Source organism: Streptomyces thermodiastaticus, from assembly GCF_014656135.1.
In the GTDB taxonomy this organism is placed as follows: domain Bacteria; phylum Actinomycetota; class Actinomycetes; order Streptomycetales; family Streptomycetaceae; genus Streptomyces; species Streptomyces thermodiastaticus.
This window is the reverse complement of sequence record NZ_BNBV01000016.1, coordinates 92,446-114,024: the sequence shown is the minus strand read 5'-3', so window position 1 is coordinate 114,024 and position 21,579 is coordinate 92,446. Positions and strand designations below refer to the sequence as shown.

At 73.0% G+C, this 21,579-nt stretch carries 27 protein-coding genes; 12 read left to right on the top strand and 15 right to left on the bottom strand.

The genetic code is table 11. The features are described 5' to 3' along the window. Window positions 1-540: 540 nt before the first annotated feature. The 3 genes from IE286_RS16320 to IE286_RS16310 are packed head-to-tail and all read right to left on the bottom strand — an operon-like array spanning window position 541 to window position 1,366. Window positions 541-702: a hypothetical protein gene (locus IE286_RS16320; RefSeq protein WP_189797461.1), complete on the bottom strand. Its 162-nt coding sequence runs from the start codon at window positions 700-702 to the stop codon at window positions 541-543. Continuing rightward, window positions 699-1,088 (bottom strand): hypothetical protein, encoded by a 390-nt coding sequence (locus IE286_RS16315; protein WP_229862901.1) that lies wholly within the window; start codon window positions 1,086-1,088, stop codon window positions 699-701. The genes IE286_RS16320 and IE286_RS16315 overlap by 4 nt, the downstream gene beginning before the upstream one ends. Then, entirely contained in the window at window positions 1,085-1,366 is a 282-nt protein-coding gene (locus IE286_RS16310; protein ID WP_189797460.1) for a hypothetical protein, read from the bottom strand. The genes IE286_RS16315 and IE286_RS16310 overlap by 4 nt, the downstream gene beginning before the upstream one ends. Window positions 1,367-1,430: 64 nt before the next feature. Between IE286_RS16310 and IE286_RS16305 the strand changes: the two genes are divergently transcribed. Both IE286_RS16305 and IE286_RS16300 read left to right on the top strand, forming a co-directional pair. Continuing rightward, window positions 1,431-1,889 (top strand): DNA-processing protein DprA, encoded by a 459-nt coding sequence (locus IE286_RS16305; protein ID WP_189797459.1) that lies wholly within the window; start codon window positions 1,431-1,433, stop codon window positions 1,887-1,889. 26 nt (window positions 1,890-1,915) lie between these two features. After that, on the top strand, window positions 1,916-3,259 hold the full coding sequence (locus IE286_RS16300; RefSeq protein WP_189797458.1) for an NsdA family TPR-like regulatory protein: 1,344 nt from the start codon (window positions 1,916-1,918) through the stop codon (window positions 3,257-3,259). Between the two features lie 1,904 nt (window positions 3,260-5,163). Here IE286_RS16300 and IE286_RS16295 read toward each other — a convergent pair. The 7 genes from IE286_RS16295 to IE286_RS16265 all read right to left on the bottom strand — a co-directional run bounded on the left by IE286_RS16295 (window position 5,164) and on the right by IE286_RS16265 (window position 7,674). Next, a complete protein-coding gene (locus IE286_RS16295; protein ID WP_189797457.1) occupies window positions 5,164-5,352 on the bottom strand; it encodes a hypothetical protein in 189 nt (62 codons plus the stop codon). A 287-nt stretch (window positions 5,353-5,639) separates the two neighbouring features. Beyond that, window positions 5,640-5,945 carry a hypothetical protein gene (locus tag IE286_RS16290; RefSeq protein WP_189797456.1) on the bottom strand — a complete coding sequence of 102 codons (306 nt, stop codon included), beginning with the start codon at window positions 5,943-5,945 and terminating at the stop codon, window positions 5,640-5,642. Beyond that, complete coding sequence (locus IE286_RS16285; protein ID WP_189797455.1) at window positions 5,942-6,295, bottom strand: helix-turn-helix domain-containing protein; 354 nt, start codon at window positions 6,293-6,295, stop codon at window positions 5,942-5,944. Before IE286_RS16285 ends, IE286_RS16290 begins: the two co-directional genes overlap by 4 nt. Further along, window positions 6,292-6,480, bottom strand: a complete 189-nt coding sequence (locus IE286_RS16280) for a hypothetical protein (protein WP_189797454.1) — start codon at window positions 6,478-6,480, stop codon at window positions 6,292-6,294. The genes IE286_RS16285 and IE286_RS16280 overlap by 4 nt, the downstream gene beginning before the upstream one ends. Beyond that, window positions 6,477-6,773 (bottom strand): HNH endonuclease, encoded by a 297-nt coding sequence (locus IE286_RS16275; RefSeq protein WP_189797453.1) that lies wholly within the window; start codon window positions 6,771-6,773, stop codon window positions 6,477-6,479. The genes IE286_RS16280 and IE286_RS16275 overlap by 4 nt, the downstream gene beginning before the upstream one ends. Further along, complete coding sequence (locus IE286_RS16270) at window positions 6,770-7,147, bottom strand: hypothetical protein (protein ID WP_189797452.1); 378 nt, start codon at window positions 7,145-7,147, stop codon at window positions 6,770-6,772. Before IE286_RS16270 ends, IE286_RS16275 begins: the two co-directional genes overlap by 4 nt. Continuing rightward, a complete protein-coding gene (locus IE286_RS16265) occupies window positions 7,144-7,674 on the bottom strand; it encodes a DUF6907 domain-containing protein (RefSeq protein WP_189797451.1) in 531 nt (176 codons plus the stop codon). The genes IE286_RS16270 and IE286_RS16265 overlap by 4 nt, the downstream gene beginning before the upstream one ends. Before the next feature lie 153 nt (window positions 7,675-7,827). Between IE286_RS16265 and IE286_RS16260 the strand changes: the two genes are divergently transcribed. Beyond that, on the top strand, window positions 7,828-8,040 hold the full coding sequence (locus tag IE286_RS16260) for a hypothetical protein (protein ID WP_189797450.1): 213 nt from the start codon (window positions 7,828-7,830) through the stop codon (window positions 8,038-8,040). A 226-nt stretch (window positions 8,041-8,266) separates the two neighbouring features. Here the strand turns inward: IE286_RS16260 and IE286_RS16255 are convergent, their stop codons facing one another. Continuing rightward, window positions 8,267-8,602 (bottom strand): hypothetical protein, encoded by a 336-nt coding sequence (locus IE286_RS16255; protein WP_189797449.1) that lies wholly within the window; start codon window positions 8,600-8,602, stop codon window positions 8,267-8,269. A 284-nt stretch (window positions 8,603-8,886) separates the two neighbouring features. On the opposite strand from IE286_RS16255, the gene IE286_RS16250 reads away from it, so the two are divergent. The 4 genes from IE286_RS16250 to pspAB all read left to right on the top strand — a co-directional run bounded on the left by IE286_RS16250 (window position 8,887) and on the right by pspAB (window position 11,630). Then, a complete protein-coding gene (locus IE286_RS16250; protein ID WP_189797448.1) occupies window positions 8,887-9,141 on the top strand; it encodes an SCO2583/SCO2584 N-terminal domain-containing protein in 255 nt (84 codons plus the stop codon). Between the two features lie 385 nt (window positions 9,142-9,526). Further along, window positions 9,527-10,006 carry a hypothetical protein gene (locus IE286_RS27210; RefSeq protein ID WP_229862899.1) on the top strand — a complete coding sequence of 160 codons (480 nt, stop codon included), beginning with the start codon at window positions 9,527-9,529 and terminating at the stop codon, window positions 10,004-10,006. Window positions 10,007-10,117: 111 nt separating this feature from the next. Further along, window positions 10,118-11,041 carry a zinc metalloprotease HtpX gene (htpX, locus tag IE286_RS16240; protein ID WP_189797447.1) on the top strand — a complete coding sequence of 308 codons (924 nt, stop codon included), beginning with the start codon at window positions 10,118-10,120 and terminating at the stop codon, window positions 11,039-11,041. Between the two features lie 4 nt (window positions 11,042-11,045). Next, window positions 11,046-11,630, top strand: coding sequence for a PspA-associated protein PspAB (gene pspAB, locus IE286_RS16235; protein ID WP_189797446.1), 585 nt, complete (start codon window positions 11,046-11,048; stop codon window positions 11,628-11,630). Between the two features lie 116 nt (window positions 11,631-11,746). Here pspAB and IE286_RS16230 read toward each other — a convergent pair whose 3' ends face one another. Beyond that, window positions 11,747-12,061, bottom strand: a complete 315-nt coding sequence (locus tag IE286_RS16230; RefSeq protein ID WP_189797445.1) for a hypothetical protein — start codon at window positions 12,059-12,061, stop codon at window positions 11,747-11,749. A 165-nt stretch (window positions 12,062-12,226) separates the two neighbouring features. Here IE286_RS16230 and IE286_RS16225 point away from each other — a divergent pair, with 165 nt between their 5' ends. The 4 genes from IE286_RS16225 to IE286_RS16210 all read left to right on the top strand — a co-directional run bounded on the left by IE286_RS16225 (window position 12,227) and on the right by IE286_RS16210 (window position 16,533). Continuing rightward, window positions 12,227-12,589 carry an arsenate reductase family protein gene (locus IE286_RS16225; protein WP_189797444.1) on the top strand — a complete coding sequence of 121 codons (363 nt, stop codon included), beginning with the start codon at window positions 12,227-12,229 and terminating at the stop codon, window positions 12,587-12,589. A 498-nt stretch (window positions 12,590-13,087) separates the two neighbouring features. Next, a complete protein-coding gene (locus IE286_RS16220; protein ID WP_189797443.1) occupies window positions 13,088-13,711 on the top strand; it encodes a winged helix-turn-helix domain-containing protein in 624 nt (207 codons plus the stop codon). Window positions 13,712-13,833: 122 nt separating this feature from the next. Beyond that, window positions 13,834-15,744, top strand: a complete 1,911-nt coding sequence (locus IE286_RS16215) for a hypothetical protein (RefSeq protein WP_189797442.1) — start codon at window positions 13,834-13,836, stop codon at window positions 15,742-15,744. A 99-nt stretch (window positions 15,745-15,843) separates the two neighbouring features. Then, complete coding sequence (locus IE286_RS16210) at window positions 15,844-16,533, top strand: TetR/AcrR family transcriptional regulator (protein ID WP_189797441.1); 690 nt, start codon at window positions 15,844-15,846, stop codon at window positions 16,531-16,533. A 65-nt stretch (window positions 16,534-16,598) separates the two neighbouring features. Here IE286_RS16210 and IE286_RS16205 read toward each other — a convergent pair whose 3' ends face one another. After that, entirely contained in the window at window positions 16,599-17,510 is a 912-nt protein-coding gene (locus tag IE286_RS16205; protein ID WP_189797440.1) for an alpha/beta hydrolase, read from the bottom strand. Window positions 17,511-17,533: 23 nt separating this feature from the next. Further along, entirely contained in the window at window positions 17,534-18,196 is a 663-nt protein-coding gene (locus IE286_RS16200; RefSeq protein ID WP_229862895.1) for an alpha/beta hydrolase, read from the bottom strand. Window positions 18,197-18,530: 334 nt separating this feature from the next. On the opposite strand from IE286_RS16200, the gene IE286_RS16195 reads away from it, so the two are divergent. After that, window positions 18,531-20,000: a hypothetical protein gene (locus tag IE286_RS16195; RefSeq protein WP_189797438.1), complete on the top strand. Its 1,470-nt coding sequence runs from the start codon at window positions 18,531-18,533 to the stop codon at window positions 19,998-20,000. Here IE286_RS16195 and IE286_RS16190 read toward each other — a convergent pair. Further along, window positions 19,978-21,429, bottom strand: coding sequence for a hypothetical protein (locus tag IE286_RS16190; protein WP_189797437.1), 1,452 nt, complete (start codon window positions 21,427-21,429; stop codon window positions 19,978-19,980). The two genes, IE286_RS16195 and IE286_RS16190, sit on opposite strands and share 23 nt — an antisense overlap. Window positions 21,430-21,579 lie beyond the last annotated feature (150 nt).

The following is a 21,579-nucleotide window of genomic DNA, read 5'->3' as shown; positions in this document are numbered from 1 at the left end:
CGGCGGCTGCGCTCCCGGTCGGGCGGCGTGCCGGACTGGCTGGCTGTGTACCGGCCGCAGGAGTGGGCGGAGGATCCGGGTGACGAGCTGGCGGTGAACTACGGCCGGATCAGGTGGGCCGCGGCTCGCCGGGTGTGGCTGGAGGGCGGCGACCCGGAGCCGTACCAGCAGCCTCCGGAGTGGTCGCCGGCTGAAAGTCCCAGAGTCGTACAGGGGGGCAGCGTGTACACGGCCCCGGTCTGGGTGAAGCGGGCGGGAGGTGTCCGTCCCCAGGTGAATCGGGCCGCTGTCGAGCCTCGCGCCCGCCCGATCAGGCTCCGCTGACCGTGCCTTGCCCTGTAGGTCCGTGCCATGGGCTGGCAGCCGCAGCACATCAAGTTCCGACGTCAGGCTGTCGCGGCGATCGGGCGTATGAGCGGATCGCCGTGCTGCCCCGTTGGGCGGGCCGCACGCCCAGCCGCTGGTGCGGCTCGCCGGAGAGGCCGGCGCTGGAGCCGGGAGGCGGCCGTCCCCGACGGGGGCAGGGACGGCCGCCGGCCTTCACCGGCCGAACGAGTTGGCCGGGTAGGTCTGGTGCGGCACGGGCACGCAGCGATCCGCGTGGATGTGCAGGGTCGCGCCGGCCGCGGAGGCGCCCGGGTTGTCGACCTGCACGTACCGCTCGCCGGGCTGGATCGGCTGGTCACATCGGGCGCAGATCACGGGCCGGCCTCCCTCTTCAGACGGGTGAGCGCCATGCCGGTGGCGCACTGGGACATGTCGTCGACGCACTGCTCGCAGTGCCCGATGTGCTGCTCAAGCGCGAGGTTCGCCGCGGCCGCGATGTGCTGGCGGCAGCCACGCGGGTACCATCGCCCGCCGAGATCTGGCTCGGCGTCGAGCCCGTCGGTGCGCACGCCGAGGTCCACGGCCGTCTGGACGGTGAGGCGCTCGCCGCCCCACACGCAGGCGGCACCGCGCCGCTGCTCTTCCGTGAGGCCGGCGGGGTCCGGCAGCACGATCCCCGCATGGTCGAGTGCCGCCCTGGGCACCTTGGCGACCGGGGCCGCGATCTGGTTTACGCCTTCGTCATGGTGAGTCGTGCTCACGCTGCAGCCTCCGCGGTCCTCGCGGTCGGCTGCCTGGGGACACACGGCAGACCGAGCAGGAAGACGAGGCGGTCGGCGGTCGCCGGCTCGTCGCCGTGCTCGCCGATCTCGTATCCGTAGTCGGTGAGGTAGCGGCCGCGCTGCGCGGTGAGCACCTCACCGACACGCGGGTGCAGGGGATTGTTCACGATCAGTGCGCCATCGTCGCGTTCGCTGACGGACAGCCCTCGGGCTGCGCAGTGGTCGGCCAGAATGGCCGAGGCGGTCATCGCGTCCATGAGCCGATCTCACTGCGGGGCGCGGCGGTGGGGGATCTGACAACCTATGACACGGAGTTGATCAATGCCTCTGGCTGCGGCGATTACCGGAACCCGGCAGACGGGCCATCACCAAATCGAGTATTTCGCGGATCTGTTCGGCACCTACCTGCGGCCGTGGGCGTCACCCGACGCGCAGTTCTACATCGGTGGCGCCCGCGGGATCGACAGCCTGTCGCTGCTGTGGCTGGCGGGCAACTCGCGGAGCCGGATCATGATCGTTGTGCCGGGGACGGTGGCGCAGCAGCCGGCCGATGCGAGGCAGGCGATCGAGCGGTGCCGCGACCGGATCACCGGAATCGTTGAGCTGGGTGCTGCCGAGGTTCGGACGCCCGCGTTTCACGCCCGTAATCGGTACATGGTCGACCGCGCGCAGATGGTGATCGGGTTCCCGCTCGCAGGTTCTGAGAGGCAGTCGGGCACGTGGCAAACCCTGAACTATGCAGCCTCTCAGGGGAAGCCACGCTTAATCGTGCCCGTCTAGACGCCGCGGCGGGGCATCATGAGGCCATGAGCGCGCACGATCGAGGTGCTGGCGCTGCCACACTCAAACAGCTGAGGCAGTCTCGCGGGTGGTCGCTCGCCGATCTCGCCCGAGCCCTCGTCGCCACGGCGGCCGGCCTCGGGCAGCCAATCGACGCGAGCGCCGCGAGTGTGCAGCGGTCCGTCGCCCGCTGGGAGTCCAGCACGAGACCGATCCTGCCGGGTGAGCGGTATCAGCTGCTGCTCGCCCATCTGTACGCCCGCGGCAGCGACGGGCGGCTGTCCCTCGGCGTCGGCAGCGACTTCGCCGAGCTGCTCGACGCGCTCGGGAACCTGGGCGAGAGCGAGCGGCGCCTCGGGGAGTTGCGCACGCTGCTCGTGCGGACCGCGACCGATGACGGCGGGTTGCTCGCACTGCTCGGCTCGTCGGTACAGGCCGCTCTGTCGGCCGTGCTTGCGGATCCGTCGCGACTCGACGAGGGGCTGCTCGACGCACTGAGCCACGCTGTCGGCGACATCAACGGGCAGGTCGGAAGCGTGCCGTTCGTGCGGGTGCAGCTGCTGCTCGCACCGATCGTCGAGTCATGCCGGCGCCTGCTCGCCGCGCCCGTTCCCGAGCCGCTGCTGCCACAGCTGCGGGCGGTCGCCGCGCAGGCGTACACGCTCGCGGGCCGGGCAGCGTTCGAGACGCGCGACGACGCGGCCTCACGAGCCCTGTATGCCGAGGCGACTGCCGCGGCGGGCGGCACCGGCTCGCCGTGGCGGCGCGCCGTCGTCCACATGAGTCACGCCCTGGTCACCCTGTACTCGACGCCTGGGATAGAGACGGCGCAGCGACTCGTCGACGCCGCGGTGCGCGACGCCCGCGCCGGCGTAAGCGTGACCGTGCGGGCACGGGCGCACGCCCTGCAGGCGGAGATCGCCGCGCGTGCGGGTGCCGAGCGGCATGCGCGGTCTGCCCTCGCGCTCGCCTGGTACGACCTCGACAGCGGCGACCGCGAGGGTGACCCAGCGTCCAGCAGTTTCTCACCCGCGCACCTGCGCGGCTTCGAAGGCGTTACGTCCCTGTACGTGGGCGATGCCGCCCAGGCGCACGACTACTTCGCCCGGTCGGTCGAGGCACTGCAGGCGCCACGTGAACGGGTGCAGCGGGCGATCGTGGCGACCGATCAGGCACTAGCCCGGATCCGTCTCGGCGAGCCGGAGTCGGCCGCCGAGCTGCTGCACGACTGCATTGACTCCGCGTCGACGACCGGCGGCCGAGTGGCGGCGATCCGTCTGCGCCGCGCCCGCGCCGACCTGCGGCCGTGGCGGCATGAGGAATGGTTCGCCGACCTCGACGACCACCTGATGGAATCGCTCGGCTCGTAGCCAAGCGCGCAATGACGAAGGCGCCCCCTGCAGGCGGTTCGGAGCGTGCGGAGGGTGCGCTGTTTCAGGCATGCGTCGAAGGGGCGGCCTGGACTGCGGCCTCGGGGCCTACGGGCCGTTCTGCTGCTCGTCGGCGGCTTCGGCCCGGACCGCGTCACGGACACGGACGGCGTATGCCTGCCGAGGGCGCGAGTACACCTGGGATACGGCCCCTGCCCGGCCGTTGTTGGCTCCTTCTCAGGGCTCTTCGGCACGGTACGCCCAGACCCTCGAATCCCCTTCTACGTCCAAGGGGGGCGGGCCGTCTGCGGCCCTCTGACGCACCAGGCAGGGGCGGGAGAGGCCGGCGAGAAGCTGCTCGACGGCGGCCGCGGACGTCGTGGGCGAAGGCGCCCGCGACGGAGCGTGCCGCGTTGGCGCGTCAGCCGAACGAGTGGCCGTCGACGGCGAGGGGTCCGCCCTCGATGTCAGTCCACGCATCGGCCCACGCCTGGTCGGGGCCGGTCATGCCGGCGGGCGGGTGGTCTCATGGTCAGCGGCACCACTTCACGCTGAGCGCGCGCGGTCGTGACATACCGGGGCGTAACGGGTGGACAGACCCCTGGACACAGGGTGGACATGCCCCGATTTGTTCCTGGACATGGGGTGGACGCTGTCCAGGCCCCTGTCCAGGCTCTGCCCCCGTCTGTCCAGGCTGATGTCCAGGGGTAACCAGGCCCTGTCCAGGCTGTGTCCAGGGTCAACCGGGACGTGGTCCACCATGAGGGCGTCGCGATCCCGACCTGCGCGGCACGACCGTCGGAGCGCCCCGTCCGAAGGGGATTGGCCGTTCCGGCCCGGCCGACCTGAAGCGGTCACAGGACCGGGTCTGCTGACCAGCCTTGCCCGGGAAGAAGTCGACCGCCGCGGCCTTGACGGCCTCCTGACACCTGACACCGTCAGGAGGACCTGACACCCGTTGCCCTAGGCAGACGCGCTGTCAGACGCCCTGACAGGGCCGGCCGTCAGGCGCCTGACACCCTGTTCTGACACTGCGATTCCGCAGGTCGACCCTGTCCGCGCCCCTGCCCGGACCGTGCCCGGGGGCGGGGTTGGGCCGGAGGGGACCCTGCCCGGCTGGGGCAGGGTCGGGGCAGGGTGGTCGATGCCATGACCTGCGATGTTCCAGAGCGGTGCAGGGTCGGCACAGGGTGCGAATGGGATCTCTCGGGCGTCGAGAAGGTCGTCGAGTCGGAACCCGCGGGACGCCTTGCCGTCGGCGCCGGCCACCTTCACCGCCTTGATGCCGAGGCGCTGCTCAGCTGGCGCGGCTGGGCAGCGGCGACGGCGGCGAGACAGCCTCCGCCGGACAGTGACCCGGTCGAGCGGTCCGGCGGATCACTGTCCGGGCCACCACCGGTCTCGCCGTCGCCACCGATCAGCGGGCGCACACTAAACGCCCCGTCCCGGGGGTTGACAGAGAGTGAGTAGATGGGGGATCCTCGCGCGCGCGCGACGTGCGCGCGCCTTGAGCCCCCCCGGCAACACCGCCCGTGCCGCGGCAACAACAACAAGACGTCACGCGCTGTAGCGCTGCGCCCAGCCGCGCAGCTACCGGACCCACGCGAAAGCCCCCTGTGCCGTGCCCGGTGGAGTGCGGGCGCGGGCCGGGGGTCGTGAGGGTGGAGCAGCAGGAGCCGCAGGACGCCGTGTCGGGCGGTCGGTCTGGCCGTCGGCGGCTGCGGCAGCTCGCCGCGGGCGGTCGGTGTGGTCGAGGCCGAGCGTTCCGCCGGCCTGGAAGCCGTCGACGAATGCGGGGAGGTCGACAGGCTGTCCCCTGAGCCGCAGGCCGTGGGCTGGCAGGCACCGCCGCGCCGCCGCGGCCGCATGGAGAGCCCGCGGCGCACGGGGGGACGGAAGGGCCGTCAGCGACGGCGCATCCCGAGCCGGGCGAGGGTGGAGGCGACGTCCGCTCGTGACGGCTTCAGACCGGCCGCCGCGGCCGCGGCGAGCACCTCGGCCGGCCGCGCGTAACCGCGGTCCCGCTGAAGGCTCCGGGCGATCCGACCGATGGCGGTACGGCGGTCGCGGACGGCGATGGAACGGGCACTCACGAAGGGTCCTTTCCGGGGTGCCGCCGGACGGCTGCACCCCTTGGGGGTAAAGGGCTGTGGGGGTTCGGGCACGGCCTCGGCGGGCCGCCGCCGCGGGGCTGGTTCGCGCGGATCGGGTGCCGCTGCAGCGGCCTGTCCTCGGCCTCTGCGAGCGAGGCGGAAAGGGCCGGTAACGGCATGCCGCACGCGTGCTCCGCGGCAAGGCAATCGAGGGGGTACGGCAGGCGGCGGGAGACACCGGGAAGCCCCCCTCCGAAGAGGGGGGCATTTGGGATGCGACCTGCGGCTTAGGCGGCCTGCAGCTCGGCCCCGCGGATGACCCACTCGAGCTCACCGTCGTAGGCGTGCTCGGCGATCCACGCGGCCCGCTCGGCGTTCAGTTCCTCCGGCGTCCGGCCGACCGCGCACGGCGTGCCGTACACCTTCCACTTCGCCTCGCCGCACAGCCCGCACGAGTACGGGTCGTCCAGGTCCGAGCCGAAGCCGTCGAACATCCAGAAGTGCCCGTCGTCGAACCGCTCGGCAGGAAGCGGCGCGGCGTCCACCAGCTCCAGGCGGCCGCCTTCCAGGACGACCCACACCTTCTCGCTCACGACTGACGCTCCTTCTCCAGCTGCGCGGTCAGCTCGTCGATACGGGCCTGCATGAGTGCCATCTCGGCGGCCATCACTACCGGGGAGGACACCTGCCGCGGCTCCGGCCCGTTCTGCAGGGCGTACAGGAAGCGCCGCACCTGCTGCTCGGTCAGCCGCTCGTACAGCGCGTCCAGGGCCTCCTGGACCGCCTGGGAGATCCGGGTCGTCCTGCCCGTGCACCAGCGGGTCATGGTCCGCGTGGAGCAGCCGAGCTGATTGGCCATCTGTTCCTGGGTCATCCGGAGCGCCCGGCGCAGCGCGTCGGCGTCCCGGCCGGACCACTCGAAGATGAACGGCTTGTCGATCATTCCCCCACCTCCAGGGAAGTTGCGCGCACGGCCCGGCAGGCGAGCAGCAGCAGGCCCTCACGGTCGCCCAGTCGGTGCGCGGTGGTCATGTCGGCCAGCACGGCCGGAAGGCGGTAGATGGGGCGCCGGGCCGCCCGGGAGACCGCGGCCTCCTCGGTCGGCCGGCGCACTCGGTAGGCGCTCACGCGGCCAGCTCCCACCGCTCGGGCCGGTGGACGGCCAGCAGCAGCCACACCAGCGGCCACGGCAGGCTGTCCGCCTTCGCGAGGTTGCAGCGCTCGCAGGCGAGCACGAGGTTGTCCAGCTCCCAGCCCGGCCACAGCCGGTGCGGGATGTAGTGGTCGAGCGTCTTGCGCCGCCCCGGCCTCCGCCGGAAGTTCCGGCGGCAGTAGAAGCAGCGGCGCCCGTCCCGGGTCTGGATCGCACACTGGAGGTAGGCCCGCTGTTCCTCAGTCAGCGGCACGCGGGCGGCGCTCACGACAGACCCCTGCCCGCGGGGTTCGCCGGCCGGTTCCTGCGACGGGTCGGATACGCCCGGTCCAGGGCGCGCCACAGGGCGTCCAGGCGCCGCAGCTGCGGACCGCTGTACCGGCCGTCCTCAACCTGCTCCACGACCCGCCAGATCTCGTCGACGGACGCCATGGCCAGCGCGCGTTCGACCTCGCCGCGGATCTGCTCCACGGTCATCAGGTCCGGGTCTCGGTCGACGTCCGTCTCGGTGAACCCGAGCATCAGCGCCGCGAACAGCTCGTCACGCGACACCCGGTAGTCGATCCGCACGACCGCGAACGGCTCCGGGGCGTCGTCGTGCACGTTCTGGACCCCAGTGGGCCCGAAGGCCGGAACGCTCATGCCCGGCCCTCGCGGACCCTGCGCAGCGCCTCGTCCATGTCCGGGTCGGAGTCGGTGTCGTGCATGGTGGCGCGGGCCGCGCGGGCCAGCGCCCGCAGCTGCGCGGCCGTCACCTCCAGGCGGTCCGCCGCGGCGTCGAGGTGGTCCGGCTCCATGTAGTAGCCCGACGGGGTGGTGCCGTCCTCGGCGTACACGAACGTCCGCCGCTTGTCCGCGTCCCGGCTGTACGGGTCCAGGCCCAGCCGGAAGTAGGCCAGCAGCTCCGTGCCGCCGCGGTGCGGCAGCTCCAGGTCGACGAACTCACCGGAGTGCCAGACGTCCTCGAGCGCGATCTGGCGGTCGTTGGCGTGGTCGAGCGTGCACCACTCGGGGCACTCGATCCACACCGTGGCCTCGTTGCCCGGACGGCCGATCAGCGTCGGCACCAGGCGGAAGCCCGGCTTGAGGACGGGAAGCGACCGGCCGGCGGCAGACGGCTGCACGGGGATCGCGGAGACGATGGGCGTGTTGATGGCAGAATGCGCCATAGCGGTTCTCCTGTTGCTGCAGGTGATCCGTCAGGCCCTGCCTTCGTGTTGCTGCACGCAGGTAGGGCCGTCGACGTTCCGGGAGGTTCCCGGTGTCATGACACCCACCGTAGACCCTGGTGTCATGACACCGCAAGGGGCTACGCTCAGGCCATGCCGAACGTAGAGAAGACCCCGAGACAGACCGTGAGGGTCGAGAAGGAGCTGTGGGACAAGGCCGGCGCCATGGTGGGGACGCGGCAGCGCGGCCAGTACATCCGGGACTTCCTGCGTTGGCTCACGCACGAGACGGACGAGCTCCCGCCGCGCCCCAGCGCGAAGAGTGACGATCCGCAGTCCGCAAACAGTCCGCAGGATGATCAATAGCGTCTGGCACTACCAAACGCAGATCAACGCGCAAAACAGCAGGTCAACGAGCTAAGGCCCCTCCGCAGCAGGTAGCAGAGGGGCCGCTTAAGTTCGAGCTGTACTTCGACGTGTGACGGGTGGCCGCCGCCCGCGGCGGGCGACGGCGACCGACGTGTGAGGGCCGCCCCCGGACGGTGATCCGGGGGCGGCCCTCGGCCGCGTCAGAGGTGTCGTTCAGGCACCGTCACCAGGGCCACAGGAACGACCCGAGGCCGCCGAGGCCGCCGAGGCCCCCGAACAGCCCGCCGAGGAGGCCGAGGCCGCCCAGGCTGCCGAAGCCGTCGTAGTAACCGCCGCCCCAGCGGCCGTGGCCGCCGCAGCCGCCCCACCAGCCGCCGTCGCAGCCACCGCCGCCCTGCGGGGCGGCCTGGACCTGCGTGACCGTCGTCGTGGCCGTCGTGGTGGCCGGGGCCGCCGCTGCCGTGCCCGTCGTGCCGAGCGTGGCCCCTCCGGCCAGCAGGACCCCGGCCGCGGTCGTCGCGATCAGATGCCTGGCTCGCCTGGTTCGCTGTGCAGTCATGACAACCTTCCCTCCACCCACTCGTGCGGGTACGTGAGGCACGAGACGGATGGCCGCGGCGCCACGGCGCGATCTCTTCCACGAGGCTAGCCCTCCGCCGGCCACTCGGCATGTTGGGCCGATCGGGGTACCCCCACTCCCCCGCTCCCGCCTGCGCGGACGCCGCACCGTTGCCATGTCCCGTGCAACTATGCACGTCCTGGGAGGTCTCCTACAGACAGGGGGAGCCGACGCGACCGCCGGCCCCCGCACCCACGCAGCAACACCGGAAAGGTGACGAGGAAGTGACCGAGCGCGACGAGTTCGAGCAGGAATTCGATCTCCAGTGGGCGAACGCGGCTGTGCACAAGGAACCCTCCGCCCGGGCCCGGATGCTCGCCGCCCGCCGGCAGGAGGAGTCGCCCGCCCCGCGGTCCTTCGCCGGCGCGGAGCCGGCCGTCCCGCGCCGCTCGTCGTGGCGGTCGGCGGCCATCGTCTTCGGCGGCATCGCCGCCCTGATCGTGCTTCTCGGCTACGCCCGGACCCGCGCGCTGTACTGAGGGCCGGCGGGCACGGGCACCGGGTCCCGGTGCAGATCCTTCCTGTGCGTGAGCGCCCGGCTCCGGCCCGGCTCCGCGCCGGACGCTCGTACGGGTGATTGCGGACCGTCCGCCCGATGCCCCGCTGTGCCCCCCGCCACGGCGCACACGGCCGCGTTCCCGGGGCGGCGGGCCGTCCGGCACCGGCCACGGGCACCGGCCCGGCCGGTGCCCGGCGCGCCGGAGACCGTCGTCCCCGTCGCTACCATCTGCGCCATCTCCGCCGCGACCGGCCGGCGTGTCCGCGTCCGTCCCGAGGAGTGCGGCCCGTTCACCGCCCTGCCGTGCCAGGTGGAACGCGGGGGCGCCCGGCCGTGGCGACGCCGACCGGGAGGGGGACACGACCATGGCGCGGAAGCGAGGGGGCCGGGCCGAGGGCCCGGATCCGCGAGTGCAGTTGGCGCTGCTGCTGCGCAGCTGGTGGGAGAACGCCGAGGGCTCGCCGGGCGGCACCCGGCCGACCCAGCAGGCGCTGGCCTCCAGGCTGGGCATCGACCAGACGACTCTGTCGCGCCATCTCAATCCACGGCACACGTCGACGGCACCGCAGAGAGTGGTGGAGGCGCTGCACGCGCGCCTGCACGCACCCGCGGAGGACCTGGCGCGGGCGCGCCTGCTGTGCCGGGCGGCGCTCGAGGACGCCGGCCGGCGCCGCAGGAGCGGCTGCCTGACATGGGCCGCATCCGCTGCCGCATGGGCTGCCGTACCTGACATGGCCGCAGGTCAGCCGCGTGTGCAGGGGCAGGTCACGGCAACCGCCCCCGGTGGCGTGCGACGGAATGCCCGCCCGCCGCGCGGCACGGGTGATCACCGCGCCGCACCGTGATGTTTTGCCACCACAGGAGACGATCACGACCCGTTCATGGTGCCCCGCAGGTGCACACTGGAATCGGAAGAGTGCCTCGGTACGGGGTGCCCGGACTGCGGGGTGATGCAGATGCAGAGCCGCTTCAGGAGCGACCGCCGGCTGACCGTGCGCATGGGGGTCACGCTGTTCCTGCTCGGGCTGTTGTACGTGGCGTTCGTGGCCGCGCTGATCGTGCTGCTGAAATCCTGGGTGCTGGTCGTGGTGATCGCGGCGGCCGTGCTGGCCGCGCAGTACTGGTTCTCCGACCGGATCGCGCTGTTCGCCATGCACGGCAAGGTGGTGGAGCCGGAGGAGCATCCCGAGCTGCACGCGGTGGTCGACCGGCTGTGCGCCCTGGCGGACATGCCCAAGCCCGTGGTCGCCGTGTCCTCCATGGACATGCCCAACGCGTTCGCGACCGGGCGCAACCCGGACAACGCCGTGGTGTGCGTGACGACCGGGCTGCTGCGCCGGCTGGAGCCGGCCGAGCTGGAGGGTGTGCTCGCGCACGAGCTGTCCCATGTTGCGCACAAGGACGTCGCCGTGATCACGGTCGCGTCGTTCCTGGGTGTGATCGCGGGACTCGTGGTGCGGTTCGCCTTCTACTCCGAGCTGCTCGGCGGCCGGGGCCGCAGGGACCAGAACACGTTCGCGGTCTTCGCCATGGTCGTGGGTGTCTCCGCGGCCGTGTACGCGATCAGCTTCCTGCTGATCCGGGCGCTGTCCCGGTACCGGGAGCTGGCCGCGGACCGGGCGGGGGCCCTGCTGACCGGGCGGCCCTCCGCGCTGGCCTCGGCGCTGACCAAGGTCACCGGGGACATCGCCCGGATCCCCTCCGAGGACCTGCGCACCGCCCAGGCGTTCAACGCCTTCTACTTCACTCCGGCGCTGGGCTCCGAGCCCGGCATCTCCCGGTTCTTCTCCACCCACCCGACCCTGGAGCAGCGGCTGGCGCAGCTGGGGCGGATCTCGGTCGAGCTGGGCGAGGCCGCGACGCCGGGAAAGGCGAGCTGAGCGGATGGGGCTGTGGGACATCCTGCTCGGTCGCAGCAAGCCCGTACCGCCCGACCTGGACCAGCTGTTCGCGCTGCCGTCCGCGGCGGTGACGCTGGAGGCGGCGGCCGGTTTCACCCCGACCGGGCGGGGCGCGGTGTGCTTCGCCACGGTGGAGGGCGCCGCCTTCGAGCAGATGCACCGGGAGGTGCAGGCCCTGCTGGACGCGGACACCGACCGCACCGGCCCGCCGGTGGAGCTGACCCGGGACGAGTACGGCTACTCCTGGCTGGTCTCGCACCGTTCCCCGGACCAGCTGTCCGATCTGGTCAACGATCTGCACGCCGTCAACAGCGCGATGGAGGTCAACGGCTTCGGCCCCCAGCTGCTGTGCTCGCTGGTGGGCTTCCACGACGGCTCGGGCCGGCGGCTGGCGCTGGTGTACCTGTACAAGCGCGGCACGTTCTACCCGTTCTGCCCGGTCGCCGGCCGGGCGCAGCGCCGCGACAACGCGCTGGAGATGCAGATGAAGTCTTTGCTGGCCGGCGATCTGCGGATCGAGCAGGATCTCGGCCGCTGGTTCCCGGTGTGGGGCGCGCCGGGGCTGTGAGGGCGACGCATCGCTTGCGCTCCCCGGCCGGAGAGGGAGGCGGCGGCCGGCTCCGGGCCGCCGCCGGGTGCCCGTGGTGAGCGGGGCACCCGGCAGCGGGCGGACGGCGCGGCCGGTCAGCGCGGGTAGCGCATCAGCGCCCGCACCATGTGGCAGGTGGCGCCGGACGGCGGGTGCACGCCGATGACCTCGGCCATGTCGCGGATGGCCGCGTCGGACGCCTTCTCCGGCCGGTGGACACCGGAGTCGAGCAGCGCGATGGCGAGCCGCATCGCCTTCAGCCGGCGGTTGTGGGCGATGTACCAGGCACGGGGACGGCCGGGCGGCAGCGGCCGCTTGTGGACGGGGGCGTAGGGACGGTCGAGCAGGACGGGACGCTTCGCGGTGGACTGGGTCGGCAACGGCTTGGGCTTCGCTGCGGCAGCGGGCACAGGCATCCTCCTGTCGCGTGGGAGTGCCGCCGGGAAACACCCCGGCGACACCCTCGAACACTGCTTCAATTTTACGTCCGAGCACTGACAAAACCCCTGTCCACCAGGGCTTTTGGGGCTCGTGGGACGCAGGCGGCGAGCGGGTTCCGGGCTACTGTGGGCGGCATGGAGATCTGGATCAATCCGGCCTGTTCCAAGTGCCGCAGCGCCCTGAGTCTGCTCGACGCCGAGGGGGCCGAGTACACCGTCCGCCGCTACCTGGAGGACGTCCCCACCGAGGACGAGATCCGGCAGGTGCTCGACCGGCTCGGGCTTCAGCCGTGGGACATCACCCGTACCCAGGAGGCCGAGGCGAAGGAGCTGGGGGTGAAGCAGTGGCCGCGGGACGCCGGTGCCCGGGACCGCTGGATCACCGCGCTCGCCGAGCACCCGAAGCTGATCCAGCGTCCGATCATCACGGCGGACGACGGCACCGCGGTGGTGGCCCGCACCGAGGAGGCCGTACGGGACGCGCTCGCGCGCCGCTGAGCACGGCCCCGGCGTGGCCCGGGCTCTGTCCGGGCCACGCGGCGCACACCCCCGGCAGCGCGCGCACGGGCGTCCGCCGCACGCGGGCATCCGGACCCGCCCGGGCACCCCTGCGCGGCCCGGACCCGCCCGGATGCCCCCGCCCGGCCGCCCCGGTGTCCGGCCCCGCCGGGCTCAACTCCGGCGGCGGGAAAGCGTCCACGCAGTGAGAGCGGGCTGCTGTCCGGGCGCCGGGTCTGCTTCAATGGGCTCATGGCCAGCTTCCAGAAGACCCATGCGACAGGTCGCCATGACCTCGAGCCCTTCTGGCCTTCCCGTCAGCACCACGACTTCGACCGGGTGTGTTGCGCGCGCTGAACGCGCGGGCCCCTGAAAGCCGTACACCCCGGCCTCGGCCAGCGCGCAGGTGACGCACGGTGCGCGGCGCGCCCGACCACGAACTCGCGGCCGCCGTCGCCCCTTTCCGACGAAGTCCTCGCGCGAAAGAGCTGACCTCTCATGGCGACCACCCGTTCCCTGACCACCGCGACCGCCACCGCCGCCGCTGCCGCGCCCGTCCCCGCCGTCCCGCGCCACCGTCTGCGGGCCGTCGACCGGGACGAGCGGTGGGAGGTGGCCGACTCCCGTCCGGGCGAGGAGCTGCCCGACGAGGTGGCGGCCTGGCTGCCGCCCGGCGCCACCTGGCTGCCGGCGCCCCAGCACACCCTGCCCAGCCTGCCCGGCCGGCCCCCGATGGTCGGCTACCTGGTCCTCGTCCCGGCCGACCGGCAGCCGCCGTTCGCACCGCCGGCCGCGCCCGCACCCGAGAAGCCCGCGGCCGGGCACGGCGACGCCCTGGTCCGCATCGACACCGCCCGCCGCACCGCCGAGGTGGCCGGGCGGCCGCTCGACCTGACCTACCTGGAGTTCGAGCTGCTCGCCCACCTGGTCGCCCACCCGCACCGGGTGCACAGCCGCGACCACCTGGTCACCACGGTCTGGGGCTACGGCCACGTGGGCGACGGCCGCACCGTCGACGTCCACATCGCGCGGCTGCGCCGCAAGCTGGGTGCCGAGCACCGTTCGGCGATCCAGACGGTGCGCCGGGTGGGCTACAAGTACGTGCCGCCGGCGCCGCGGTGACACGGCGCGGACGCGCCCGCGCGGCCGCGGCGCGTCCGCGCCGCCACACCTTCCCGGCGGCAGGGACACCTGGCACACCCGATCGGCGGTGACCATCCGACGAATCGCTCGTTCTGCTGAACGTGCAGTCACACGATGTCGTCCCGCGCCCCTCGTCCGCCCCCGAGCCGGTCGTCGACGTCGAGCAGGCGGAGGCCGCCCTCGTCGAGCACTATCCGCGGCTGGTCCGGCTCGCCCACCTGGTGCTGCCGCCCGGCCTCGGCCGGAGCCGGCGCGTCCTGACCGCCCACGCGCTCGCCCAGCGCGCCCTGCCGCGCGGCCGCACTCCGTCCCCGGTGATCCCGGCGCGGTCCACCGGAGCCGCCGCCGGCCCCGGCTACGCCTTTCTGCGCGTACAGGTCGTCCGAGCCGCGCTGAGGGCCGGCCGGGGCGGGCGCGTCGCGCGGTGGCTGCGCCGGCTGCCGCCGCCGCTGCCGCAGGTGTGGGGGCTGAAGCTGTTCCCGCGCTCGGGCGGCGCCGACGAACTCGCCCTCGACCAGCGGCTGAGCGCGCTGTCCGGCCCGGCGCGCGCCGCCTACGTGCTGCGCGGCCTGGAGGGGCTGGCGGACGACGAGGTGCGCCGGGTGCTGTCGGCCGCGGGTGTGACCGACCCCCGGGCCGCACTGCGGGAGGCCGACCGCGTGCCCGCGCGGTACCCGTTGCTGCACTCCCCCGAGTTCGACCCCTGCCTGCTGCAGGCCCGCCCGACCGACCTGCTGCGGCGCCGCCGGCACACCAAGGCGGCGCTGGCCGCGGCCGCCGCCCTGGCCGTGTGCGGCGCGCTGGTCGTGCTGCCCGGCAAGGGCTGGGGCCCGGACGGCGCCGCCGCGCCCGCCTGGGCGCAGAACCCGTCCGCCGAGGCCGCCCTCGACCCGGCCCGGCTCACCCGGGTCCCGGCCACCGCCTGGCAGACCTCCGCGCGCCTGGACTTCTCCGTGTGGCCCGCGCGCGGCGGCCTCACCCGCGACACGGGCCTGCTGCGCCGCGCTCTGGCGGTGTGGGCGCGGCCGGGCGAGTCCGTCCGGGTCACCGCCACCACGGGCACGGCCTCCGGCGGCCCCGCCGGCCCGCCGCAACTGCTGTACGCGGGCGAGGTGGACGACGCCCGGGTGGTGATCCTCTACGACGGTCTGCGCATCGTCCGCTACGCCGAACCGAAGGGCTCCACGGCGGGTGCCGCGCTGGACTTCGCCCGTGTCGACGGCGCGGCCGGTGCGACGGCCTCCGCCGTGGTGCTGGACCGCTCCGACGGCAACGTCCGCTATCTGACAGCCCCTTGGGTGCGCCGGGCCGCCGCACGGGACCTGCTCGAACCCTCCTCGGACGCGCCCGCCCTCGCGCTGCGGGACGGCGTCGCCGGGCCCCTGTCCAGCCCGGCGGCCCGCTCCGGCCCCTGCACCTCCTGGAACGTCCTGGAAGTGACCGGCGACGACGGCGCCCATCTGCTCGCCGACCTGGGCGAACTGGTCCCCGCCCAGCTGACCGCGGGCCGCCCCGCCGATCCTGAGGAGACGGCGGACACGCAGCTGCTGCACGCCTGGGCGCCCTATGCGTGCGCGCTGAGCGAGGTGCGCGCGCAGGGGGTGCGGTCGGTCAACACCTGGCGGTACGCCGAGCAGCCGCTGCCGGACGGCAGCGGCACCGCCACCTGGGCGTGCACCCGGGCGGACACCTGGCGCGGCACCGCCCCGCGGGTGCTGGCCCAGTTCCTCACACCCGGCGGCACGACGGGCGCGGTCACCGCACGGGACGAGGGTGTGCCCGCCTGCGGGGCGCGTTCCCCGCACGTGCTGGCCGGGGTGCTGTGGAAGTCCCGGCAGGGCGACTGGTACCTGCTCGCGGCGGGCGACGAGGACACCGCGTCCATCGCCACGACCGGCGGTATCGAGGCGGCCGCCGAGGGCCGCCTGCTCACCGTACGGGCCCGGCAGGGCGTCACGGCCGGTCTCAAGGGCACCTTGCGTGACGGCAGTCCGTTGCGCGGCCTGAGCTGACGCGCAGGGCGCATCGCGTCGTCGAGCGCACACCTCGATGCGACAACCGGATCGGAATCGACCCGTTCCCTCACGGGTTGCGATCGGTAAGGTGTGCGCATGACCACCGGGGTGCGCCGCAGAATGGCAGTCGCGGAGCGGCGGGAGCAGCTGATCGGGGTCGCCCTCGACCTGTTCAGCCGACGCTCCCCCGACGACGTCTCCATCGACGAGATAGCGTCCGCGGCGGGCATCTCCCGCCCGCTGGTCTACCACTACTTCCCCGGCAAACTCAGCCTGTACGAGGCGGCGTTGAAACGTGCCTCGGACGATCTCGCGGCCCGGTTCGTGGAGCCGCACGAGGGCCCGCTGGGCGCACGGCTGCTGCGGGTGATGGGCCGGTTCTTCGACTTCGTGGACGAGCACGGCCCGGGTTTCTCCGCGCTGATGCGCGGCGGTCCCGCGGTCGGTTCCTCCACGACGAACGCGCTGATCAACAGCGTCCGGCAGGCCGCCTACGAGCAGATCCTCGCGCACCTGGGTGTGCAGGACCCGCCTGCCCGGCTGGAGTTGGTGATCCGTTCGTGGATCTCCCTCGCCGAGTCCACCGCGCTGATCTGGCTGGACGGCCGGCGCATCCCGCGCGCGGAGCTGGAGCGGCAGCTGGTGCACGACTTCGCCGCGCTCGCCGCGGTCAGTGCCGCCTACGACGAGGAACTCGCGGCACTGCTGCGCCGGGTGTTCGCCGAGGAGCCGGCCGACGGCCCCTTCGGGGACCTGCTCGGCCGGCTCCTGCGTCTCACTTCCTGACAGGGCCGTAGGCGCGGCACGGACCCGCCGGCACGGGGGCGACGGCACGGCGCCAGGCGACCGCGTCACCTGGTGAGGTGTTCCAGGAACCAGTCGCGGGAAGCCCCGGAGGCACGGGCGAAGCCGTCGCCGGTGTAGGCGGCGAAGTGACCGCCGGGAAGGAAGACGATCTTCTTCGGTTCGGCGGCCGTCTCGAACGCCGATGCCGCCAGGTTCCCCCCGGTCAGCCCGTCCTCCCGGCCGACGATCATCCGCAGCGGAGTCGGTGTGACGTCCGAAAGATACCGTCCGGGCTCGTAGCCGTAGACGTGCTCCAGGCTGCGCAGGGTCACTTCGTTGGGCCAGGCCGGGTCGAGGGTCTCGCGTGCGTGGGTGAAGTAGGCGTAGGAGTCGGGTGTGGGCAGGCCCACCAGCTGCCCCGGGTCGTCTCCGACGACGGGCATGGTGACCGGGGGCTCCCCCGCCGCGCGGGCACGCCGGTCCGCGGTGAAGATCTCCGGCCCGACCAGCTGGTTGTGCACCCGGGCGATGGTGGCGTAGGTGGCGCGGCCGCTGATGAACGGTGCCTGTCCGCTGACGGCTTTCACCCGCCGGTCGATCGCGGCGACGACGAAGGCGTGGCCGGCGGAGAAACTGGTGCCCCACACCCCGATCCGGTCCGGGTCGACCTCCGGACGGTTCTGCGCGTAGGTGATGGCGTGCTGGTAGTCCCGGATCTGCTCCCAGGGGTCGATCTCGTGCCGGGGGTTTCCGGGGGCAGCCTCGGAATCGCCCCAGCCGCGGTTGTCGAAGACGAGCACGGCGAGGCCGGCCTCCGCGAACACCTCGGCGAACCGGTCGAGGTACATGTGTTTGGTGGACGTCCAGCCGTGGGCCATCACCACGCACGGGGCGGGTGCGTCGGAGGGGTCCGGCTCGTAGAACCATCCGCGCAGCAGCGCGCCCTCGGCGTCGAACTCGATGTCGTGCCGCACCATGGTGGCACCTTTCTCTTGTCGTCTCATGATGTCCGCCGAGGGGTGTGACGGCGGACGAAGTCCATCAGGTCGTCGATCTCGCGGCCCGCCACGTCGTGCCCCAGTCCGGCGTAGACGCGCACCTGTCCGTCGGCGTGGTCCCGGATCCAGGTTTCCGTGCGCGCGATCGCGTCGTCGGGGATCACACGGTCCAGCGCACCGCGCCCCCAGAACACGGGCGGCCTGCTCAAGGTGAGCAGCCCGTCGCCCGGCAGGTCCCCGGAGACCACGAAACCGCCCAGCTGCACCGCGTACGAGAAACGCGACGGGTCCTGCCGGAGCACCTGCAACGCCATGGCCCCGCCCTGCGAGAAACCGATGAGCCCCACCGAGGAGAAAGCCGGCTGGGCGTCCAGCCAGGACAGAACGGCACGGGCCAGGGTGTTCGCCAGGGACGGCTGCGGGTGGCCGATGGGATTCCCCTGGCGGGGATACCAGGCGTATCCGCCGGCCTCCGGGTAGGGGGCACGCAGCGACGCGACGACCACATCGTCGTGGAGAGGCCGGGTGATCTCGAACAGGTGGGTCTCGTCGTAGCTCCAGCCGTGCATCGCCACCAGCACAGGCCGGCCGGCGCGTGCGTCCGCCGGCGCGGACCACAGCGCGGCCAAGCGCTCCGGGAAGGGGGTGTCGGGACGAGGGCTCACGCGTGAACTCCGGTGCGAACGGGGGGAAGGAGCGGATTCGCTCTCGCATCCACTGTCATCGCGTGGCCGGACGGCGTCCAATACCCCTCCGGGGAGCTGTGATGCCCGCACGGCATGGCCGCACGCAGTCCGGGGAGGACGGCGCCCGCACGGCCGGCGAACCGGACGCGCAGGTTGACGCTTCAACCGGGGTGCGCGGTCCCGCGGTGCGGGAACGGCCGGGTTGCGCGGTGCCGTCGGCGGAGTGAGCGTGGACATGCGGCCGGGGAGCCGGGCGGCGTTTCCGGTTCCTGCCCCGGTCGGTCCTGCGTGCCGCAGCCCCCACGGATCGATGATGGCCAGCACCCCACGGCGACGTGCCGCCCGCCTGACCGGCCTGTTCGCCCTGACCGCGGTGCTCGCACTGAGCGCGGGTCCCGTCACGTCCGCCGCCCCGGTGGGTCACGGCCCGCCGCCCGCGGTGGACCTGCCCGCGGGCACCGAGCCCCCGCCGCCCGAGCCGCCGCCGTCCGAACCTCCTCCGAATCCTCCCCCCGAACCTGTGCCGTCCGGCCCGTCGACCCCGGACACCACGCCCTCGGCGCCGCCGTCCGAGCCGCCGCCGGAGACACCCACGGATCCGGGCGAGACGCAGGGCCCGGACGGCACCTCGCCCACCGGTGAGCCGTCCGGCCCCCAGGGAGACGACACCGCGTCGTCCGCGGCGGAACAGCAGATCGAGGCGGCCGGCGAGGTGACGGCGGGCCTGGACGGCCTGAAGGACGAGGTCCCCGGGGACCTGGCGCCCAGCGTCGAACGGCTGACCGCCGCCCTGCGGGCCGTGGAGGACCCGGCGACCCCGCCGCAGGAACGTGACGCGGTCGTCCGCAGCGCGCAGGCGGTGACAGTCGCGCTGAAGGCCGTCGCCGATCCCGGAACCCCCGCCGAGGTGCGGAAACAGCTGACCGGGCTGGTCCGGCAGGTGACCGGGGTGCTGGACGCCGGCAGCCGGCCGGGCCTGCCGCAGGGGGAACGGCGCACGGTCGGCTTCGTCGCCGAGCACACGGCGTCCGTGCTTCCCGTGATCGCCGACGACCGGACGCCGGGCGGGCTGCGCGACGACCTGGCCGGAGCGGCGAGCGGCGCACTGACCGCCGTGAGCGGCGCACCTGGCGGCCACACGCTCGCCGCCCGCAGCCCGCAGACGCACATGCTGGACGCCGCGCGGTCCGTGGCGGTCGCGGCGTCCGCCGCCGGCTCCCCCGGCACCCCGGACGAGGGACGCAAGGAGACGGCGCAGAGTGCGCACCAGGCCGGCACGACTCTGGCCAAGGCCGAGGACCCCGACGCCTCGGAGGAGGAGCGCGACACGGCACGCAAAAAGGTGCCCGGGCAGATCGACCGGATGGAGAAGGAGCTGGAGAAGACGCTCGCCGCCGAGGGCCTGCCCGACGTCCCGCTCGGCACGGCGGCCGAGGTGTGCACCAACGCCGTCTTCGGCTCCGCGCCGGAGGAGACACTCGGCAAGAACCTGAGCGGTCTGCTCCCCGAGAAGTGGAACGCGGAGGGCGTCCAGGACTTCTGGAAGGCGAAGGACATGGGCAACGACGTCCTGGACGTGCTCACCCAGTTGCGGAACGACGAGTACGCCGACACCCCGGTGGAGGTCGAACGGCTCGTGCCGCAGCTGGCCGCGACGGTGCCGGCCGACCGGCTGTTCGCGACGCTCGGCAAGCCCGCGCTGCACTGCCTGCAGGCCGCCCGGCAGCTCGACGACCGGGGCGTGCCGTCGGGGTCCTGGGTCAGGAAGGCCGAGGAGCTGTGACCGACTTCAGCAGTTCGGCGAGGGAGATCTCGGCGTGCGCCTGGACGGTGGAGACACCGAACCGGGCCAGGTCCTTTTTCTCCTCCGCGAGGTCGATGCTCTTCCCGCCCAGGTGGTAGGAGGAGATGGAGTATGCGGGGGTGGCCAGCGGGGACCAGGTCGCGAGCACGTAGTGCTGCGCGCGGGTCACATTGACCAGGTTGTTGTTGTGGCGCACCGCGCCGAGATACACGATCCGGTCACCGCACCCGCCCGCGATACAGGGCGGATCGGTCCTCGCCCGCCAGGACGCCCGCTGTTTTCTGAATTCATCCACGTCGATCTGTCCCCGGTCCTTGCGCATCCAGGTGAGCTGGAGATCGACGTAGAGCAGGTCGTACGGTGCGTCCAGGGGGATCTGGAACACATGCTCCCGGGTGTCCAACTGGCCGCTCTCCAGCAGGGTGCCGGGTTCGTAGATCCGCCCGCTGCTGATGCGGGTGAACGCGAGCCGGTCGACGTGGCGTTCCGCCTCCTCCTCGCCGTCCTCGTCGATGCTCTTCCTCCATTTCTCCGCCGAGAACGATCCCTGGTCGGTGTACTGAGCGGTTCTGCCGTAGACGGTGTAGTCGTCGACGACGACGTACGCCGGGTACGCTCCGGTGTTCTTCACGGACACCGTCAGCGGCACCTGCACGAACGGCACCCGGCGGTCCGCCCGCGCGGTGCCGAACTTCGCCGACAGGGCGAAGTGCATGGGTGCGACCGTCGGCTGGTAGAGGGTGGAGTACGCGAGGCTGACAGCGGTGAGGACGGCGGAGGCGAACACCCCGGTCGCGAACGTCCTGGGCAGCGGCATCCCTCTCCACGGCCGGTCCTTCAGCAGCAGGCGCAGCGCCCACGCCGACCAGCACAGCAGCGGCATGAACGCCAGCAGGTAGGGCGTGTACTGCCGTTCGTCGAGCCACAGCAGGACGAGCAGGACGTCGGTGGCCAGTGTGATGAGCACACCGAGCAGGACGAGCGCCCCGGAGACGGACGAGCGCCGTCTGCCCCAGTGGTCGGGCACCGACAGGGCCGCCGCCACCAGCACCAGGGCGGACAGGACGAACAACGCTCCGGTCACCCGCTGGGCGAACGTCAGCGCGCCGGAGGCGTCCGGCCAGCCGATCACCGCGTTGAGGACCGCGGAGGCGAGCAGCCCGGCCAGGACGATCAGCCCGGTCAGCCGCCGTCCGACGGGCCGGTCGGGCCAGGTGGTGCTGTCCCCTCCGCGCCAGTGCACCGACGCCGGGTCCTCGACGTCCACGCCCGGGTGGCCGAGGCGGTCCAGCAGGGCGCGCAGCTCCCGCAGCGACCAGGCGCTGCCCGCGTCCGCGCCGTTCACGGTGACCCGGCGCAGGCCGCGGCCGTCCGGCGCCTCCACGACGACCCAGGGACGGATGCTCATGCAGCCAGCGTCGGCGCGGGCCGGGGCGCACGCATGCCCGATTGCTCCGCTCGGTCCGCCCTCGGGCCACGACGTGGCATCGCGGACACGGCTCGGGCCCACGGCGCACCGCACCGTGGGCCCGTCCGGGGACATCCGCTCAGCGGCTCG